The sequence below is a fragment of the Candidatus Aalborgicola defluviihabitans genome, from assembly GCF_016705985.1.
GTDB lineage: Bacteria > Pseudomonadota > Gammaproteobacteria > Burkholderiales > Burkholderiaceae_C > Allorhodoferax > Allorhodoferax defluviihabitans.
Genome location: NZ_JADJKN010000013.1, coordinates 46983 through 63660, shown reverse-complemented (window position 1 = coordinate 63660; position 16678 = coordinate 46983). Strand labels below are relative to the sequence as shown.

The 16678-nt window shown below is 58.5% G+C and carries 18 protein-coding genes; 11 read left to right on the top strand and 7 right to left on the bottom strand.

The annotated features are described in order from the left end of the window. Positions 1-6 precede the first annotated feature (6 nt). Positions 7-705, bottom strand: coding sequence for a Bax inhibitor-1/YccA family protein (locus IPI80_RS13755; RefSeq protein WP_413861007.1), 699 nt, complete (start codon positions 703-705; stop codon positions 7-9). A gap of 191 nt (positions 706-896) precedes the next feature. On the opposite strand from IPI80_RS13755, the gene IPI80_RS13750 reads away from it, so the two are divergent. Together IPI80_RS13750 and IPI80_RS13745 are read left to right on the top strand one after the other, a co-directional pair. Beyond that, positions 897-1310 (top strand): GlcG/HbpS family heme-binding protein, encoded by a 414-nt coding sequence (locus IPI80_RS13750; RefSeq protein ID WP_413861005.1) that lies wholly within the window; start codon positions 897-899, stop codon positions 1308-1310. Between the two features lie 45 nt (positions 1311-1355). Beyond that, positions 1356-1850, top strand: coding sequence for a Dps family protein (locus IPI80_RS13745; protein ID WP_413861003.1), 495 nt, complete (start codon positions 1356-1358; stop codon positions 1848-1850). Between the two features lie 22 nt (positions 1851-1872). Here IPI80_RS13745 and IPI80_RS13740 read toward each other — a convergent pair whose 3' ends face one another. The 5 genes from IPI80_RS13740 to IPI80_RS13720 all read right to left on the bottom strand — a co-directional run bounded on the left by IPI80_RS13740 (position 1873) and on the right by IPI80_RS13720 (position 6749). After that, positions 1873-2295 (bottom strand): ExbD/TolR family protein, encoded by a 423-nt coding sequence (locus IPI80_RS13740; protein WP_413861001.1) that lies wholly within the window; start codon positions 2293-2295, stop codon positions 1873-1875. Between the two features lie 12 nt (positions 2296-2307). Next, the gene (locus tag IPI80_RS13735) at positions 2308-2997 is read right to left on the bottom strand and encodes a MotA/TolQ/ExbB proton channel family protein (protein ID WP_413861000.1); all 690 of its coding nucleotides are present in this window, start codon (positions 2995-2997) and stop codon (positions 2308-2310) included. A gap of 2 nt (positions 2998-2999) precedes the next feature. Next, positions 3000-3632 carry an energy transducer TonB gene (locus tag IPI80_RS13730; protein ID WP_413860998.1) on the bottom strand — a complete coding sequence of 211 codons (633 nt, stop codon included), beginning with the start codon at positions 3630-3632 and terminating at the stop codon, positions 3000-3002. Positions 3633-3727: 95 nt separating this feature from the next. After that, on the bottom strand, positions 3728-4411 hold the full coding sequence (locus IPI80_RS13725) for a Fe2+-dependent dioxygenase (protein ID WP_413860996.1): 684 nt from the start codon (positions 4409-4411) through the stop codon (positions 3728-3730). 25 nt (positions 4412-4436) lie between these two features. Further along, the gene (locus IPI80_RS13720) at positions 4437-6749 is read right to left on the bottom strand and encodes a TonB-dependent receptor (RefSeq protein WP_413860994.1); all 2313 of its coding nucleotides are present in this window, start codon (positions 6747-6749) and stop codon (positions 4437-4439) included. A gap of 232 nt (positions 6750-6981) precedes the next feature. Between IPI80_RS13720 and hemP the strand changes: the two genes are divergently transcribed. From hemP to IPI80_RS13705, 3 genes are all read left to right on the top strand, one after another. Continuing rightward, positions 6982-7197: a hemin uptake protein HemP gene (gene hemP, locus IPI80_RS13715; protein ID WP_413860992.1), complete on the top strand. Its 216-nt coding sequence runs from the start codon at positions 6982-6984 to the stop codon at positions 7195-7197. A gap of 36 nt (positions 7198-7233) precedes the next feature. Beyond that, complete coding sequence (locus tag IPI80_RS13710; protein WP_413860990.1) at positions 7234-7689, top strand: ferritin-like domain-containing protein; 456 nt, start codon at positions 7234-7236, stop codon at positions 7687-7689. Positions 7690-7901: 212 nt separating this feature from the next. After that, positions 7902-8813, top strand: a complete 912-nt coding sequence (locus IPI80_RS13705; RefSeq protein ID WP_413861156.1) for a GNAT family N-acetyltransferase — start codon at positions 7902-7904, stop codon at positions 8811-8813. Positions 8814-9449: 636 nt separating this feature from the next. On the opposite strand, the gene IPI80_RS13700 is transcribed toward IPI80_RS13705, so the two are convergent. After that, positions 9450-10271 carry a pyruvate, water dikinase regulatory protein gene (locus IPI80_RS13700; protein ID WP_413861154.1) on the bottom strand — a complete coding sequence of 274 codons (822 nt, stop codon included), beginning with the start codon at positions 10269-10271 and terminating at the stop codon, positions 9450-9452. 228 nt (positions 10272-10499) lie between these two features. Here IPI80_RS13700 and ppsA point away from each other — a divergent pair, with 228 nt between their 5' ends. The 6 genes from ppsA to rplI all read left to right on the top strand — a co-directional run bounded on the left by ppsA (position 10500) and on the right by rplI (position 16554). Further along, a complete protein-coding gene (ppsA, locus tag IPI80_RS13695) occupies positions 10500-12893 on the top strand; it encodes a phosphoenolpyruvate synthase (protein ID WP_413860988.1) in 2394 nt (797 codons plus the stop codon). Further along, positions 12890-14965, top strand: coding sequence for a VC_2705 family sodium/solute symporter (locus IPI80_RS13690; protein WP_413860986.1), 2076 nt, complete (start codon positions 12890-12892; stop codon positions 14963-14965). Before ppsA ends, IPI80_RS13690 begins: the two co-directional genes overlap by 4 nt. 144 nt (positions 14966-15109) lie before the next feature. Further along, positions 15110-15475 (top strand): 30S ribosomal protein S6, encoded by a 366-nt coding sequence (rpsF, locus tag IPI80_RS13685; RefSeq protein WP_413860984.1) that lies wholly within the window; start codon positions 15110-15112, stop codon positions 15473-15475. A 20-nt stretch (positions 15476-15495) separates the two neighbouring features. Continuing rightward, positions 15496-15789: a primosomal replication protein N gene (priB, locus tag IPI80_RS13680; protein WP_413860982.1), complete on the top strand. Its 294-nt coding sequence runs from the start codon at positions 15496-15498 to the stop codon at positions 15787-15789. A gap of 18 nt (positions 15790-15807) precedes the next feature. After that, positions 15808-16089, top strand: coding sequence for a 30S ribosomal protein S18 (rpsR, locus tag IPI80_RS13675; protein ID WP_142810912.1), 282 nt, complete (start codon positions 15808-15810; stop codon positions 16087-16089). A 12-nt stretch (positions 16090-16101) separates the two neighbouring features. Next, positions 16102-16554 carry a 50S ribosomal protein L9 gene (rplI, locus tag IPI80_RS13670; protein ID WP_413860980.1) on the top strand — a complete coding sequence of 151 codons (453 nt, stop codon included), beginning with the start codon at positions 16102-16104 and terminating at the stop codon, positions 16552-16554. Positions 16555-16678: the final 124 nt, after the last annotated feature.

Here is a 16678-nt window from a genome sequence, read left to right as displayed (position 1 = left end):
TGGCTATCAATCGCGCTCGCCGCCGAAGATGCCCAGCAGGGCCAGCAGGCTTTGGAACACGTTGATGATGTCCAGGTACAAAGCCAGGGTGGCGCTGATGTAGTTGGTCTCGCCCCCATCCATGATGCGCTTGAGGTCGTACAGCATGTAGGCGCTGAAAATGCCGATGCTGATCATTGACAGCGCGATCATGCCGGCGGTTGAGCCTACAAAGGCATTGATCAAACCGCCAACAATCAACATGATCAGGCCGACAAACAGGAACTTGCCCATGCCAGACAGGTCACGTTTGATGACGGTGGACAGTGTCGCCATGCCCATAAAGACGCCTGCGGTGCCGGCAAACGCGATCATGATCAGTTGTGGGCCATTCTTGAAGCCCAGCGTCGCCTGGATCATGGGGGAGAGCATCAGGCCCATGAAAAACGTGAAACCCAACAGCATGGGAACGCCAGCGGCAGAATTTTTAGTCTTTTCGATGCCATAAATAAAGCCAAAGGCCACGCCCAGGAACAGAATCATGCCCATCCAGCCGCGAAACAGTGCGGCCAAGCCCAGCTCAACGCCCAGCCATGCGCCGAGTACGGTTGGCATCAGGCTCAAAGCCAGCAACCAGTAGGTGTTGCGCAAGACCTTGTTGCGCTGGTTGTCCGAGACGAGGTAACCACTCTGGTTGGGGGTCAAAATCGTAGTGCGGTCAGTCATAAAGCAAACTCCTTCAGTATCTGCACGGTGCAGATTGGGTAATTCTAGGGTTTCTCAAGAGGCAGGTCTCAAATCAAGCCGCCCATTGCCCACTTTTTTCGTAAGGCTGTTGTCCAGTTCAGGTTGCATACGGCCGAATACGTGGGCGTTATGCTTGCAACTTAACTCACAACTATGAGGAGCAACCCGCCATGAAAACCAAATCCGTTCTCGAATTCTCCGACGTCAAAATCATGGCCGCCGCCGCCGAGGCCGAAGCCCTCAAGAACAACTGGGCCGTTAGCATTGCGATTGTGGACGATGGTGGCCACCTGCTGTGGTTTCAGCGCGGAGATGGCGCTGCGGCTATTTCCGCCCACATTGCACCCGGCAAGGCACGCACCGCCGCACTGGGCCGGCGCGAGACCAAGGTGTATGAAGACATCATCAATGGTGGCCGTGTTTCGTTTCTCAGTGCCCCCAGCCTGGACGGCATGCTCGAAGGCGGCGTGCCCATCCTCAAAGATGGGCAATGTCTGGGCGCGGTGGGCGTGAGCGGGGTCAAGTCCAGCGAAGACGCGCAAATTGCCACGGCGGCGATCGCTGCGCTGTTGAAAACACTCTGATAGACCATATATTTAGATTTTCAACCATTGGAAAGAGGAGTCAGCATGTCAAACAAGAAATCCAAGACACCCGAAATTGACATCGGTATCAAGAACAGCGACCGCGAAAAGATCGTCAAGGGGCTATCGACCTTGCTGGCGGATAGCTACACGCTGTATTTGATGACGCACAACTTTCACTGGAACGTGAAAGGCCCGCAGTTCAACAGCCTGCACCTGATGTTCATGGCGCAGTACACCGAGCAATGGAACGCGCTGGACCTGATTGCCGAACGCATCCGGGCGCTGGGGTTTCCCGCGCCGGGCACCTACAAGGAGTTTGTCAAACTGGCATCCATCCAAGAGGTGGAAGGCGTGCCACTGGCAAACGACATGATCCGCCACCTGGTTGCAGCGCAGGAGGCCACTGCGCGCACCGCCCGTAAGGTGTTTGCGGTTGCGGATGCGGCCAATGACCAGCCATCGGCGGACCTGTTGACCCAGCGCATGGAGGTGCACGAAAAAACCGCCTGGATGCTGCGCAGCCTGCTGGAAGAGTGAGTCGGGCTAGCCTCTTACGGCGTTAGTGCTTGGGCTCGGTGACGAAGCCAATTTTGTGCAGACCAGCCTGGCGCGCTTGCGCCATGGCCTGCACCACAAATTCGTAGCGCACCGCCTTGTCGCCCCGGATGTGTAGTTCCGGCTGGGGGTTTTTGGTGGCTTCAATTTCCAGCAAACGCACAAGTTCCTGCTCACTGACCGGGTTCTGGTTCCAGAAATAACCACCCTGTGCGTCCACGCTCAGCGCGATGGTTTCGGGCTTGATGGTCTGCCGCAGCGCCGTGGCGCTGGGTAGTTCCACTGAAATGGCGTGTTTCATCACCGGCACGGTGATGATGAAGATGATGAGCAACACCAACATCACGTCCACCAGGGGCGTCATGTTGATCTCGTTCATTACCTCGGTGTCGTCGCCCAGAGCTGCTTCCTGTGTTCCAAATGCCATAGCGGATTCTCCTTAGGCCTTCTTCGTGGTTCCCACCCGTGCCCCGGTCACAAAGTAGGCGTGCAGGTCGTGCGCAAAACGGTTGAGTTTGGTCAGAATGGATTTGTTACCACGTACCAGGGCGTTGTAGCCCAGCACCGCCGGTATGGCCACAGCCAGGCCCAGCGCCGTCATGATGAGCGATTCACCAATCGGCCCCGCCACTTGGTCGAGTGTGGCCTGGCCCGAAGCGCCAATGCCCATCAAAGCGTGGTAAATACCCCAGACTGTGCCGAACAGGCCCACAAACGGCGCGGTGGAACCCACCGATGCCAGTACCGCCAAACCGCTTTGAAAGCGTGCGGTGCTGTCGTCAATCGCGTTGCGCAGTGTGCGGCTGATCCAGTCGCTGATGTCCAGCGTGTCGTGCAGCTGGGTCTGGGTGTTGCGGTGGTGAGCCGTGGCTTCACTGCCGGCATGGGCCAGTTGCACAAAGGGGTTGTCCTGCTGGGGGCCGAGTGCTTTTAAGCCACCCGCGTAGTCGGCACTGTGCCAAAAGGCTTCGGTGCGTTGCGCCAGGGACTTGTATTTCCACACGTCCAGTGCCTTGATCAGGATGACGATCCAGGAAGACAGTGACATCACCAACAGCAGCAGTGCGACCGATTTGGTGACCCAGTCGCCCTGCGTCCACAGGGTGATCAATCCGAGTTGCGATTCCATAATTACTCCAAAATAAAGGTAAACGGTACGTTGAACCACATGGCCTCAGCCACGCCTGCGCGCTTGCCGGGCACGTAGCGCCACTTGCGCGCTGTGGCCAGGGCGGCATGGTCCAGCCGGTCATAGCCGCTGGATTGGTGAATGCTGGCCTCTTGCGCCACGCCGTCGGCGCCGATCAGGGTGCGGATCACCACCTTGCCTTGCTCGCCCAATCGCTTGCTCATGGGTGGGTAGGGTGGTTTGGGGTTGCTCAGATAATCCGCATCGCTGGAGGGCAGCTCTATGCGCGGTGCAGCGGCTACGACCACCGGGGCCGTGTTGGTAGATAGGGGGCGTTCGCTGCCGACCACGGGGGTAGCAGGCGCGACCGGCGCTGGCGCTTCGGGCGATGGCTCGGGTGTGGCCTTGGCTACCGCCAGCGGCGTGGGTGTGGTTGGTGCCACGCGCTGGCGCACTGGAACGGGTGGCGCAGGTGGCTCAGGCTCAGGCTTTACGGCTGGCTCGGCCATGTCTGCCAGCATCATGGCCGGTATCAGCAGCTCGGCTGTGCGACGCAGCAACCCGGTTTGCAGTGCCCACAGCGCCGCGCCGTGCAGCAGTAGCACGGTGAGCACGATACGCAGGTTGCGGCTCATTTGCGCAAAACCCACCAGGCGCAGCCCACGGACAGGGCCAAGCTCAGAAGCAGGGAGATGAATGTTTCCATGGCTATCGTGTTATTTGGGTTCAATCAGGTATCCGCCCACATGCGCAGCAGGTTGTGGTACACGCCGGTCAGTGCGGTTGTTTCAGCGCCATCGCCGTGTTCCTGGCGCAGCGCTAGCAGGTTCATGTCCAATTCGTAAAGCAGGCGACGTTGCTCGTCGCTGCGCACCATGCTCTCAATCCAGAAAAAGCAGGCCAACCGGTGGCCGCGCGTCACCGGTTTGACCTGGTGCAGACTGGTGCCGGGGTATAGAACCATGTGGCCGGCGGGCAGCTTGATAGCCTGCTCGCCATAGGTGTCGGCAATGCAGAGTTCACCACCGTCGTAACTGTCGGGTTCGGCCAGAAAGATGGTGCATGACACATCGGTGCGCACGCGCTGTCCGCTGCCGGGCAGGTAGCGCACGGAGCCGTCGATGTGGTTGCCGTAGTAGTTGCTCTGGCCACCATAGCGGTTCAGACGCGGTGGGAAAATTCGCTTGGGCAGCGCCGCCGAGAAGAACAGCGGGTTGCGGTCCAGCGCGCGTAGCACCAGGGCACGAATGGTTTGCGCCTGCGTGCAGTCGTGGTCCAACTGCTCGTTGTTTTTGACCTGGCGCGCCTGGTCACCCGCACCCGTGCGTCCGTCGCTCCACGGTGCCTCCGCCAGCAAGGTCTGGGTCTGGTGCACCTCGTCGGGGGTCAGGATATCGGGTAGGTGGAGCAGCATGATGACAGCGGTTTCGGCAAGTTGGTTAAAACTTGAGGTTGAGCGTGAGCTGGGCATTGCGTCCCGCGCCGGGAATGTAGTGCCCGGTGTAGAGCGCGTCGGCGTAGACCACATTGCCGATGTTGCTGACGTTGCCCTTGAGCGAGACGCGGTCGTTGAAGGTGTATTCGGTCATCACATCCACCGTGGTAAATCCTGGTGCCATCCAGCCCGGGTTGCGGTTGGCGGACTGCTCACTGCGAAAGTTGACACCCGCGCCGATGCGCCATTGGGCGTCAATTTGGTAAGTGGTCCACACCGTACCGCTGTGCACGGGCGTCAGCGCGGGACGCTCGCCCTGGCGATCCCCAGCCGCTGCGGTGGGCGAGGCAATGTCAATCACGGCGTCGGGCAACCACATATACGAGCCAAACACCTCCCACTTGGGTGTGAGGTGGCCGGTAACGTCGATCTCAAAACCACTGCTGTGGCGCTTGCCCGAGAGCAGGAAGGCTTCTGCAGAAGAGTCGGGGTCGGTGTTGCGTTCGTTGAACTTGGTGGACTGGAAAACCGCCAAGCGGGTGGTAAAGCGTTTGTCGGCTGAGTCCAGCTTGGCACCCAATTCAATGTTGTTGCTTTGCTCGGGCGGCGTGTTGGCGCTCAGCGCGCTGTAGGAGTAGGTGTCGGCCGAGGTGTTGAACGAAGTACCCCAGGAAAAGTGGAACGATTGCAGTTCGTTGGGCTGGAACAGCACGCCCAGGCGCTGGCTCCAGTCGCCAATGGTTTGGGCGTAGGATGAATTGATCGCGCCAACGGCTGCGCCAGTGGTTGCGATGCTGTCAAAGTTGCCGCGCATGCTGTCATAGCGCAGGCCGCCCAACACCTTCCAGTTCTGGGCCACGTGCACCATGTCCTGGGCGTAGACGCCCAGGTTCTGTGCCTCAAAGGCGCTGGAACGCAACACCGTGCGTGCCGCTTCATTGATGGCCATCCCATCAAAAGGCGTACCCGCCAGAGTTTGAGGTTTGGTGACTGCGGAGGCGGCATACACGTTCTTGGCCTCGCGGGCAAAGTCCAGGCCGGCCATCACCTCGTGTTTGACGCCCCAGGCGGTCAACTTTTGGCTGTAGTCAGTTTGGGCGTATAGCGAATCCAGATCCTGGTTCTTGGCGTTGTTGCCCCGGTTGAGGATGGTGGACGGGCCGAAGGTATCCAGAGCAACCGTTGCAGTAGGGCACTGGGGGTTGCTCACCACGTTAGCGGCGTTGGTGGTGCGCTGGCAAAAGCGCACGGTGCCGGCGCGTTGGTCGCGGTCGTAGCTACCCTTGCGGACCATGGTTTTGAGTTCGCTGTCGTCTGCAAAGCGGTGCAGATGGCTCAGCGTCAGGTACTTGGCACTGCCGTTGTTGTAGTCGCTGGCCATGCCAAAGTAGGCGCTGGGGTCGAGCTTGTTGTTGACCGTGGTGCTGGATACCGGTGCGCTGGCAGTGGGCTTGATCCAGGGCATACCGTAGTTCATGCCGTTGTCGTTCTGTAGGGCGTACAAGGCCAGTGTGAACTCGTCGGATGTACCAATGCCAAAACGGTAGGCGCCAGCAATGCCTTTTTTATCGATGCTGCTGCCTGCGCCATTGTTGTCGGCCTTGGTCGCCATCGCGTTGATGCGCAGGGCCGCATCTTCGCCGGTGTGGATGTTGAAGTCACCAGTGATGCGTCGGTAGTTGAAGCTGCCCAGGGTGGTGCTGACTTCGTTTTCGGTCATGGCCCGCGGCACCTTGGACACCTGGTTGACCGCACCACCCGTGGAGCCACGGCCAAACAACATGGAGGCCGAGCCGCGCAGCAACTCGATGCGGTCGTTGTTGAAGGTGTCGCGGTCATAAAACGCCGGGTCGCGCATGCCGTCTACAAAGATGTCACCCGTGGTGGCCAGCGAGAAGCCGCGCAGGCGTATGTCTTCCTCACCGCCTTCTGCTGCCTGGAAGGTAACCCCGGCCGTGTTGTGCAGCACGTCTTTGAGGGTGTCCAGGTTGCGGTCATCCAGCAACTTCTCGGTGACCACAGTGATGGACTGGGGAATGTCCCGCAGGGCCTGCGTGCCCTTGCCGATGGTGGTGGTGGTGGCGCGCAAGGCGTCTTTGCCCTCGGGTGCCTCGGCCCGCTCTTTGATGACGACGGGCTTGAGAGTCTTTGCGGTGTCGGGTGCGCTGGTCTGCGCCATGGCGCTGAGCGAACCCATCAACAGCAGGGCACCCAGCGGCAGGTGTACACCAGTTTTTACTATTGAATTGGTAGCTACCTGTGTAGATTTCACGAGGGCTAGAGGCGAATTTTGCTTAAATGTTTGGTGTGGGGTCATGGTGCGACTCGGTCAGGGTTGTTGGCTGGCTGAATCCGCAGGTGGTTGGACCCCAGGGCGGTGTGGCTTGCGAAAAAGAATGCCGTAATTCTAAATGCGAATCGTTGTTATTTACAATAGACTTGTACTTTTCGGAGCTGAAAATGAAGAAACATGATTTTTTGCACTGGGTTGGTGCGTCGGCAGCGTGTCAGCGACTTGCCCTGGCGGGTGGTTCTAACGACGTGGCCCCATGACAAACTCAAAAGCCCCATCCGTGACCGCAGCAGAACCCGCGCAGGCACCACCACCGCAAACTTCGCGGGTGGCGTGTGCGTTGCCCGCCGGCGTCCAGCGCCTTACAAGCCATGCCATCTTGCAAGGTGCCCAGGAAATCGAAATTGAACACAACGGCGCGGTCTACCGTTTGCGCCAAACATCCCAGGGCAAACTGATTTTGACCAAATAGAGGCAGGGCAACGGCCAAACCTAACAGGAGCACTGTGTGGAACAAGCAAAGAACCAAACTGCCATTGACGCACTCAACCGTGTCATGGAGCTGGAATTAGCGGGTGTGGTGAAGTACACCCATTACTCACTGATGGTGTACGGCTACAACCGTATTCCCATCGTGTCCTGGCTTAAAGCCAATGCCGAGGAAAGCCTGGGCCATGCGCACAAGGCCGGTGAAATGGTTACCCTGCTCGGTGGCCACCCTTCGCTCAAGATTGGAGCCTTGCTGGAGACCGAGAAGCACGATATAGGCGACATCCTGCGCGAAAGCCTGGAGCACGAGAAGGGTGCTCTGGGGGCCTACTACGACCTGCTCAAGCTGTCGGAAGGCAAGTCCGTGCTGCTGGAGGAATATGCCCGGGAAATGATTGTGCAGGAAGAAATGCATCTGGACGAAGTTAACAAAATGCTGCGCCGCCCGGGTGCCATGGAGCCTTTTCAAGAGTGAGTTTGGCTAGAGCTTTTGAGGAAAATTGAAACCTAGCCCTCGTCAAATATACGTGGCCCGCTACGAAAATAATAGTAATTCACATGGCAGGGCGGAAGGGGCAGGTCACCAATGCCCGTACGCTGGTTGCCTTAAAATACTCGCCTTATCGAAAGAACCGTCGTGGCTGCTGCCATGAAGGGCTTTCATTCTTACAGCCAAAAGTGGTGAAGATGACCAAGCCTTTCATTTCTCTGTGCCCCGAGATCACCCGGGCACACGCGCTTAATCTCATGGACTGGTTGGAGGACGAAGACGTCACCCGCTACCTGAGCGATTCGCGCCATGTCTCCCGCTTTATTGAACAGGTCGTCGGACGGGTCCAGTTGCCGATCCTGACCCATTTGTTCAATCAGGGTGGCCGTTTCTTTATGGCCTACGACCGGCGTGACGTGCCCGTGGGTTTTGTGCGGCTCGTCAAGTCAGGCCCGGACTGCGAAATGGTTCTGGTCATCGGCAACCGCGACAACTGGGGGCGCAAGCTCGGGGTCAGCACCATCCGCGAAGGCATGAAGCTCGCTTTCTTCGACATGCGCGCCGACAGACTCATCGCCAAAATTCACGCGGAAAACCTACGTTCGGTGAAAGCCTTTGAGCACTGTGGCTTCCTCCTGGAAAGCCAGACGCCGACTCTGATGTCTTTTGCTTTGACCTCGGAGCGGTATCTGCGGCTTCTGCGCGAAATCCCGGCGGATTACGTCACTGACATCCACATCACCGAAGTCGACAAAGACAGGCTCTTGAGCTTGCTCGCGTTCGAGCAGGCGCCCGATATTTTCGAGCTGGAGCACGAGATTGAGCGAGCCATCGTCGTCGATCCGCGCGACATGGCACAAGATGTCGTCACGATGAACTCCAGGGTTTTGGTGCAGCTGGACGATGAGGGCATAGAAGTTTCGCTGGTCTACCCAGACGACGCGGACGACAGCGCCGGAAAACTGTCGATTTGCTCAGGCGTTGGCATGGCGATCCTGGGGTACAAGGAGGGCGATGCGTTCGACTGGCGCATCAATGACCGAACCCGCCATATCCGGATTGAGAAAGTCCTTTACCAGCCGGAAGCTGCGGGCGATTTCCACCTGTAGATAGAACCATAGTCGCTTCTCTTGGTCGACTGCTTTCCTACGAACCGTTGCTCGCCGAATGTCCGTTCATGGCGGTAGATTCAACTGGAATACGCAAACAGAGCTGCAGCTCCCTTTGTCCTACCAACACTACTTCTGAGGCGCCACACATCACCCCGGCACGCGGGCCGCCGCTGTGGGATGACTGCGATGCGCAGGCGGGTGAGGGCAGCTAGATCGGATCGGAGTGGGATCTGGCAGCACAACCGACACCTGACTGCGAAGTCGATCAGCACATCAACTGCTAGGGGTGCAGACAGCGGTTTCGCTCACGCTGTGGGGCAGGCTGCGAGAGTTCAAACTGCGCAGGCCCACAGCGCCTGGAACCCCAAAACAAGTGCAATACTTCGCCTCATGCCGTTGAATTTCCTATCCGTTGAACATCTGAGTACGCGCGGGAAATGATCGTGCAAGAAGAAATGCATCTGGACGGAGTCAACAAAATGCTACGTCGCCCGGGTGCAGTTGAACAATTTGAAGGGTGAAATAGCACCAATGTTTAAGTGCAAAATTGGCATCTAGCCCTCGTCGAATATACATAGACCGCTATTAATCTAGTAGCTAACCATGAGGCGCCGCTCCTGCGGCGCGGTTCGCTCAATACACCAACCGATCAGGATGGATTTCCTGCAGGATGGTGGTGGCGATTTCTTCGATGGATTTGGTGGTGGTGGACAGCCAGCGGATGCCGGTGCGCCGCATCATGGCTTCGGCTTCGTTTATCTCCATGCGGCAGTTCTCCAGCGAGGCGTATTTGGAGTTGGGGCGGCGTTCGTTGCGGATCTCGCTCAGACGCTCGGGCTGGATGCTCAAGCCAAAAATCTTGGCCTTGTGCGGCACCAGGGCTGGGGGCAACTGGCGGCGCTCGAAATCTTCGGGAATCAGCGGGTAGTTGGAGGCTTTGAGCCCGTATTGCATGGCCAGGTACAGCGAGGTGGGTGTTTTCCCGCTGCGGCTCACTCCCACCAGAATCACGTCGGAATGCTCCAGGTCGCGGTTCATCTGGCCGTCGTCGTGGGCCAGCGAGAAGTTGATGGCCTCAATGCGGCTCTGGTATTCCTTGCTCTTGCTGGCGTCACTGAAGCGGCCAATGCGGTGGTTGGACTTGAGCTGAAACTCCTGTTCCAGCGGGCGCACAAAGGTGCCAAACATGTCCAGCAGCATGCCCTGGCAGCCTTCCTGGATGACCTTGAGTACCTCCATGTTGACCAGGGTGGTGAATACGATGGGCCGGTAGCCGTCCACCACCGCAGAATGGTTGATCTGGCGCACGGCCTGGTGGGCTTTGTCCACCGTGTCGCAAAACGGCAAGCGCACGTGGCGGGCCTTGGTCTCGAACTGGGCCAGGATGGCGTTGCCAAAGGTTTCGGCGGTGATGCCGGTGCCGTCAGAGACGAAGAAAACAGTGCGGTGGGTCATGGTGGTGGTCGCCAGGTTGTCAGTGAAATGCAAGCGCGGGTCTGTAACAGACTGCGCCGACAGGGGAGTGTGGCCCCTACAATGGTAGCAATTGACGCATTTTCTCATTCCCAAGCACTCCGAATAGCAACAACAGAGGGTAAATTGGGTGTGATCGCTGCAGACCTGGCGGGCGTGTGCCGGTGCCGGGGGTAGCCAAACGGTTTTTCACTTCCGGAGCTTCTGACCATGTCAACCCTGTTCAACCCGACCGATCTGGTCGTCCCGTTCGAGAATCTGCGCATGACCGACGTCGAGTCGGTCGGCGGCAAGAACGCCAGTCTGGGGGAGATGATTTCCCATCTGCCGACCGGCGTTAAAGTGCCCACCGGTTTTGCCACCACGGCGTATGCCTTCCGGGAATTTCTCAAATTTGGTGGACTTGCTCAGAAGATCAGCGACAAGCTCAGGGCGCTGGACATAGAAGACGTGCGTAACTTGGCGCTGGTGGGTGCCGAAATCCGCGCCCTGGTGGAAGTGCAGCCATTTCCGCCCGCACTGGAGCAGGGCATACGCGAAGCGTTTGCCACTCTGAGCGCCGGCAATGCGGACGCTACTTTTGCGGTGCGCTCCTCGGCCACCGCTGAAGACCTGCCCGACGCATCTTTCGCCGGCCAGCAGGAAACCTTTTTGAACGTGCATGGCATCGACGACATCCTGAACAAGATTCACGAGGTGTTTGCCTCCCTCTACAACGACCGTGCCATCAGCTACCGCGTACACAAGGGGTTTGCCCATGACGTGGTGGCGCTCAGTGCCGGCATCCAGCGCATGGTGCGCTCCGATTTGGGCGCGGCCGGCGTGATGTTCACCATCGACACCGAATCCGGCTTTGACCAAGTGGTGTTCATTACCTCCAGCTACGGGCTGGGTGAAACCGTGGTGCAAGGTGCCGTCAACCCGGACGAGTTCTATGTGCACAAGCCCATGCTCAAGGCGGGCAAGCGCGCCGTCATCCGCCGCAACCTGGGCTCCAAGTTGCTGCAAATGCAGTTCACCACGGCACAGGAAAAAACGGACAGCGGCAAGCTGGTCAAAACCATCGATGTGCCGGCCGAACTGCGCAACCGATATTCCCTAAGCGACGCCGATGTTGAGCAACTGGCCAACTACGCGCTGGTGATTGAAGAGCACTATGGCCGCGCCATGGATATTGAATGGGGCAAGGACGGGTTGGATGGCCAACTCTATATTTTGCAGGCCCGCCCGGAAACCGTGAAGAGCCAGGCTGCCAACCATGCCGAGTACCGCTACAAGCTCAAGGAATCCGGCGCCGTGCTGGTAGAAGGCCGTGCCATTGGCCAGAAAATTGGCACCGGCCCGGTGCGCATCGTGCACAACATCAGCGAGATGGACAAGGTGCAAGCTGGCGACATTCTGGTCACCGACATGACCGACCCCAATTGGGAGCCCGTCATGAAGCGCGCTGCGGCCATCATCACCAACCGGGGGGGACGCACCTGCCACGCCGCTATCATTGCCCGTGAGCTGGGCATTCCCGCCGTCGTGGGCTGCGGCGACGCCACCGAGCGACTCAAAGACGGCATGCTGGTGACAGTGAGCTGCGCCCAGGGTGATACCGGCTTTATCTACGATGGCCTGCTCGAAACCGAAGTGACCGAAGTGAAACGCGGCACCATGCCCGAGAGCCCGGTCAAGATCATGATGAACGTGGGGAACCCGCAGTTGGCCTTTGACTTCTGTCAGTTGCCCAATGAAGGCGTAGGGCTGGCGCGTTTGGAGTTCATCATCAACAACAACATTGGCGTACACCCCAAGGCCATCCTGGACTACCCCAATGTGGATGCCGACTTGAAGAAGGCCGTCGAATCCGTGGCCCGTGGTCATGCTTCCCCGCGCGCTTTTTACGTGGACAAGGTGGCCGAAGGTGTCGCCACGATCGCTGCGGCTTTCTGGCCCAAGCCGGTCATCGTGCGTCTGTCGGACTTCAAGAGCAATGAATACCGCAAGTTGATTGGTGGCAGCCGATACGAGCCCGAAGAAGAAAACCCCATGCTGGGCTTTCGCGGCGCGGCGCGCTATGTGAGCACCGAGTTTGGCGAGGCCTTCGCCATGGAATGCGAAGCCTTGAAGCGTGTGCGCAACGACATGGGACTGATCAATGTGCAGGTCATGGTGCCGTTTGTGCGTACGCTGGGACAAGCCAAAAAGGTCACCGAGCTCTTGGGTCGCCACGGCCTCAAGCGCGGCGAGAACGCGCTCAAGCTGGTGATGATGTGCGAGATTCCCAGCAACGCTATTCTGGCGGAGCAGTTCCTGGAATACTTTGATGGCTTCTCGATCGGCTCCAACGACCTCACCCAGCTCACTCTGGGGCTGGACCGCGATTCAGGGCTTGAGCTGCTGGCAGCAGACTTTGACGAACGGGATCCGGCCGTCAAGGCGCTGATTAGTCTGGCCATTGCGGCGTGCCTCAAGCAGGGCAAGTACATCGGTATTTGCGGCCAGGGCCCTAGCGACCATACCGACTTTGCCCAGTGGCTGGTGGGTGAGGGCATCTCTTCGATATCGTTGAATCCGGATTCCGTGATCGCAACCTGGCAGAAACTCGCCACCCCATGACGCTACCGACGGCCACACACCGTTGGCGCCTGCATGCGGGCCTGCTGACACTGTGGTTTTTGGTTTCTTTTGGTGCTGCGTTCTATGCCCGGGACTTGCAGATGGTCGTGGCCAGCTGGCCGGTCGATTTCTGGATCGCAGCACAGGGTTCGGTGCTGGTTTTTATCGGCATCGTGGCCGTTTTTGCTTGGGTCGCCAATCGGCGAGACGGGTCGGTTCCGGGCTTTGATACGGTGGGTTATTCCGCCTATAAAAGCAAACTGCACCGCCGTTTTGGCTGGTATGTGCTGTGTCTGGTGCTATTTCTGCTGGGGCTGGCCGTAGCCGAACAGTTTGGTCTGCCCAAGGTGTGGGTGGCCGGCATTTTTCTCTTTTCCACACTGGTGATGTATGCCGCGATGGGCGTCTATGGCCGCACCGCCGACGCCTCCGAATACTACGTGGCGGGTCGGCGGATTCCAGCGATGTACAACGGTATGGCCACAGCTGCCGACTGGATGAGTGCGGCGTCTTTCATCAGCATGGCCGGCGGGCTGTACTTGCAGGGTTTTTCCGGTTCGGGTGGGCAGGCCGGTGGCCTCGCCTACGTGATGGGGTGGACGGGAGGTTTTTGTTTGGTGGCTTTGCTGGTTGCGCCCTACCTGCGGCGTTTTCTGGGCGGTATGCGGGCAGTGACCTGGACCCAGGTCACGCAGTATGTGGTCATCATCCTGGCCTTTCTGATCCCGGTGTCCTGGTTGTCTTACAAGCAGGTTGGCAATCCCCTGGCGCCCCTGGTTTATGGCCAGCAATTGCAGAAGATTGCGGCCATGGAGCACCAGTTAATTGACTCGCCGGCCGAGCACGAGGTGATTGAGGAGTACGCCCGTAGAGCCCGCAACTTTGAGAAAAAGCTGCTGGATGTGGAGGGCTCCTTGCAGAACGATCGGCAGGAGTTGCGGCGCCAGTTACGCGCCTTGGGTGATATGAAGGCTGACGATGAGCATGCCATCGCGCTGCGGCATGAGCTCGCGATCATGCCCAAGGACGCCAAGACTGCCCGGGAGCAATGGAGCCGCGCGGCGGCAGACAACCTGGCAATGGCCAAGCCACTGGGCGGAATGCCGGCGCACTCCACGCCCTTTAGCGGAGACCCGGACGGCACACCCGAGCAGAAGGCTGAGTTTGAAAATTCCCGTTTGAACTTTCTGGCCTTGATGTTTTGTCTGATGGTGGGCACAGCCGGTCTGCCCCATTTGCTGACGCGTTACTACACCACCCCCACTGTGGCCGAGGCCCGCACGTCGGTCGCATGGTCCTTGTTCTTCATCGCTTTGCTCTACTTGTTGGCGCCAGCGTTGGCGGTGCTGGTCAAGTACGAGGTCATGGCCCACTTGGTAGGTCAGCCGTTTGACAGCTTGCCGTCCTGGGTGGCGCAGTGGGCGCGCGACCCCAGCTTGTTGACGGTATCTGACGTAAATGGCGACCATATCCTGCAGTTTGCCGAGCTGCGCATGGGGCCAGACTTGATCATGTTGGCCACGCCAGAAATCGGCGGACTGCCATATGTGGTGTCGGTGTTGGTGGCAGCGGGTGGGTTGGCTGCCGCGCTCAGCACGGCCGATGGTTTGCTGCTCACCATTGGCAATGCCATGGCCCACGACGTCTATTTTGAAGGTGACAGTGACAAGGCCCAAGCCATGCGCAGGGTCATGTGGTCCAAATTTGCACTGTTGGTCGTGGCCTTGATCGCCGCTTATGTGGCGGCACAACGCCCCGCTGGCATTCTGTACCTGGTGTCGACCTCGTTTTCGCTGGCGGGCGCAGCGTTTGTGCCGGCCATGACGCTGGGTATTTTCTGGAAAAGCTGCACGCGCATGGGAGCCGTGAGTGGCATGCTGACCGGGCTGGGTGTCACCCTTTACTACATGGCCATCAACATGCCTTCCGTGCGCGGGGCTCTTGGACTGATGGGTGACGGACTTTGGTGGGGGATTCAACCGGTGTCGGCTGGCGTTTTCGGTGTGCTGGCGGGCTTCGCGGTTACCGTGCTCGTCAGCCTGCTGACGCATGAAGGACGCAACCCCGCCTAGCGCGGGCATCGCACACTGTTTGTCGTCTCGATAGATTGGGCTATAATCGAGGGCTTTCGCCTTGCTGCACCTCCTTTCGACGCGGAGGGTAGCTTATCTTTCCCCGAAGAGTTTCAAAAATCGGGATATCCAAAAGGAGTATCAATGCGTCACTACGAAATCATTCTCATGATCCATCCGGATCAGAGCGAACAGGTTCCAGCCATGCTGGAGCGCTACAAGGGCATGATCACTGCCGGCGGTGGAAAAATCCACCGCGTGGAAGACTGGGGCCGTCGTCAGATGGTCTACATGATCAACAAGCTTGCAAAGGCCCACTACCTGTGCGTCAACATCGAAGCCGATCAGGCTGTGATGTCTGAGCTGGAACACGCGTTCAAGTTCAACGATGCCGTTCTTCGCCACCTGACCGTGTTGAAGAAGAAGGCTGACACCGGCCCTTCCTCCATGATGAAGACCGTCGAGCGCGAAGAAACGCGCAAGTCCCAACAGGCTGAATACAACGCGTAAAGCTTATTTTTGCTGACGGAGTGCCTGCCAACACCCTTGTTTTGAGCGCCTGTATTGCACAGCTGGATGCTATGCGCTACACGCCCGCTGGAGTCCCCGCCCTGAACCTGCAGCTCGAACACGAGTCTGAAACACAGGAAGCAGGTCAGGCCAGACAAATCAAGGTGGCAGTGAAAGCAGTGGCTTTCGGCGCACTGGCTGAGCGGCTTGCAAAGCAGGCTATCGGCAGTGTCTGGAGGTTCCAGGGTTTTCTGGGCAACGCCCGCCACGGCAAAAGTATCGTTTTCCATATTCAAGAATTTTTGCAAGATTAATTTTTTCAGGAGGCCCTAATGGCCACGTTCAAAAAATTCAACAAAGACAAGCGTCCCAAGCGTCCCGCACAAAACCTGCTGTTCAAGCGCAAGCGCTTCTGCCGCTTCACGGTGACTGGCGTCGAAGAGATCGACTACAAAGACATCGACACCCTGCGTGATTTCATTGCCGAAAACGGCAAGATCATTCCCGCACGCCTGACCGGCACCCGCGCTATTTTCCAGCGCCAACTGAACACCGCTATCAAGCGCGCTCGCTTCCTGGCGATGCTGCCTTACAGCGACCAGCACAAGATCTAAGGAGTACGACCCATGCAAATCATTCTGCTCGACAAGGTCGTCAACCTGGGTAACCTGGGCGATATCGTCAAGGTCAAGGACGGCTACGCACGTAATTTCCTGATTCCACAAGGCCGCGCCCGCCGTGCCACCGAAGCGGCCAAGGCTGCCTTCGAAGCCCGTCGCGCTGAGCTGGAAAAAGCCGCCGCTGCCAAGCTGGCCGAGTGCCAGGCTTTGGGCGAAAAGCTCGGTGGTACCACCATCAAGCTGACCCAAAAGGCCGGTGTGGATGGTCGTTTGTTCGGCTCCGTTACCAACTCTGATATTGCTGAAGAGCTGGTCAAGAACGGCTACAAGGTTGTCAAGTCACAGATCCGTATGCCCAACGGTCCGATCAAGACCGTCAGCGACAGCACGGTGGCCGTGGCCCTGCACACCGATGTGGTGGTGGACGTTAACGTGTCGGTGTACGGCGAAACTGCCTGATCACCCAGCGCTGGCAACAGCCAAAGCCGCTTGGGTTCGCCCTTGCGGCTTTTCTTTTTGGGGCTTGAACTTGTCCCGTGATTCCCACAGCTTGTACACACGTTTTTCCCGGCTTGTGCCCAGG

Coding starts and splice junctions, on each gene's coding strand:
- IPI80_RS13755 (WP_413861007.1), bottom strand. CDS start 705: ATGACTGACCGCACTACGATTTTGACCCCCAACCAGAGTGGTTACCTC.
- IPI80_RS13750 (WP_413861005.1), top strand. CDS start 897: ATGAAAACCAAATCCGTTCTCGAATTCTCCGACGTCAAAATCATGGCC.
- IPI80_RS13745 (WP_413861003.1), top strand. CDS start 1,356: ATGTCAAACAAGAAATCCAAGACACCCGAAATTGACATCGGTATCAAG.
- IPI80_RS13740 (WP_413861001.1), bottom strand. CDS start 2,295: ATGGCATTTGGAACACAGGAAGCAGCTCTGGGCGACGACACCGAGGTA.
- IPI80_RS13735 (WP_413861000.1), bottom strand. CDS start 2,997: ATGGAATCGCAACTCGGATTGATCACCCTGTGGACGCAGGGCGACTGG.
- IPI80_RS13730 (WP_413860998.1), bottom strand. CDS start 3,632: ATGAGCCGCAACCTGCGTATCGTGCTCACCGTGCTACTGCTGCACGGC.
- IPI80_RS13725 (WP_413860996.1), bottom strand. CDS start 4,411: ATGCTGCTCCACCTACCCGATATCCTGACCCCCGACGAGGTGCACCAG.
- IPI80_RS13720 (WP_413860994.1), bottom strand. CDS start 6,749: ATGACCCCACACCAAACATTTAAGCAAAATTCGCCTCTAGCCCTCGTG.
- hemP (WP_413860992.1), top strand. CDS start 6,982: ATGACAAACTCAAAAGCCCCATCCGTGACCGCAGCAGAACCCGCGCAG.
- IPI80_RS13705 (WP_413861156.1), top strand. CDS start 7,902: ATGACCAAGCCTTTCATTTCTCTGTGCCCCGAGATCACCCGGGCACAC.
- IPI80_RS13700 (WP_413861154.1), bottom strand. CDS start 10,271: ATGACCCACCGCACTGTTTTCTTCGTCTCTGACGGCACCGGCATCACC.
- ppsA (WP_413860988.1), top strand. CDS start 10,500: ATGTCAACCCTGTTCAACCCGACCGATCTGGTCGTCCCGTTCGAGAAT.
- IPI80_RS13690 (WP_413860986.1), top strand. CDS start 12,890: ATGACGCTACCGACGGCCACACACCGTTGGCGCCTGCATGCGGGCCTG.
- rpsF (WP_413860984.1), top strand. CDS start 15,110: ATGCGTCACTACGAAATCATTCTCATGATCCATCCGGATCAGAGCGAA.
- rpsR (WP_142810912.1), top strand. CDS start 15,808: ATGGCCACGTTCAAAAAATTCAACAAAGACAAGCGTCCCAAGCGTCCC.
- rplI (WP_413860980.1), top strand. CDS start 16,102: ATGCAAATCATTCTGCTCGACAAGGTCGTCAACCTGGGTAACCTGGGC.